Origin of the sequence: Haloarcula argentinensis DSM 12282, from assembly GCA_000336895.1 — an archaeon.
In the GTDB taxonomy this organism is placed as follows: domain Archaea; phylum Halobacteriota; class Halobacteria; order Halobacteriales; family Haloarculaceae; genus Haloarcula; species Haloarcula argentinensis.
Window position 1 is genome coordinate 1 of the sequence record AOLX01000011.1, and the last position, 954, is coordinate 954.

A 954-nucleotide genomic window follows, 5' to 3' on the forward strand; every position below is an offset into this window, starting at 1 on the left:
GTGCGGTAGTGCCAGAGTAGCGGGGGTTGGATATCCCTCGCGAATAACGCAGGCATCGACTGCGAAGGCTAAACACAACCTGAGACCGATAGTGAACAAGTAGTGTGAACGAACGCTGCAAAGTACCCTCAGAAGGGAGGCGAAATAGAGCATGAAATCAGTTGGCGATCGAGCGACAGGGCATACAAGGTCCCATGACGAATGACCGAGACGCGAGTCTCCAGTAAGACTCACGGGAAGCCGATGTTCTGTCGTACGTTTTGAAAAACGAGCCAGGGAGTGTGTCTGTATGGCAAGTCTAACCGGAGTATCCGGGGAGGCACAGGGAAACCGACATGGCCGCAGGGCTTTGCCCGAGGGCCGCCGTGTTCAAGCGCGGGGAGCCANCGGACACGACCCGAATCCGGACGATCTACGCATGGACAAGATGAAGCGTGCCGAAAGGCACGTGGAAGTCTGTTAGAGTTGGTGTCCTACAATACCCTCTCGTGATCTATGTGTAGGGGTGAAAGGCCCATCGAGTCCGGCAACAGCTGGTTCCAATCGAAACATGTCGAAGCATGACCTCCGCCGAGGTAGTCTGTGGGGTAGAGCGACCGATTGGTGTGTCCGCCTCCGAGAGGAGTCGGCACACCTGTCAAACTCCAAACCTACAGACGCTGTTTGACGCGGGGATTCCGGTGCGCGGGGTAAGCCTGTGTACCAGGAGGGGAACAACCCAGAGATAGGTTAAGGTCCCCAAGTGTGGATTAAGTGTAATCCTCTGAAGGTGGTCTCGAGCCCTAGACAGCCGGGAGGTGAGCTTAGAAGCAGCTACCCTCTAAGAAAAGCGTAACAGCTTACCGGCCGAGGTTTGAGGCGCCCAAAATGATCGGGACTCAAATCCACCACCGAGACCTGTCCGTACCACTTATACTGGTAATCGAGTAGATTGGCGCTCTAATTGGATGGAAG

Annotated in this window: 1 rRNA gene; it reads left to right on the forward strand. The window is 55.3% G+C overall.

The window, feature by feature from the left end:
* Nucleotides 1-954: ribosomal RNA gene (locus C443_RS21910) — 23S ribosomal RNA — on the forward strand; the annotation flags it as partial.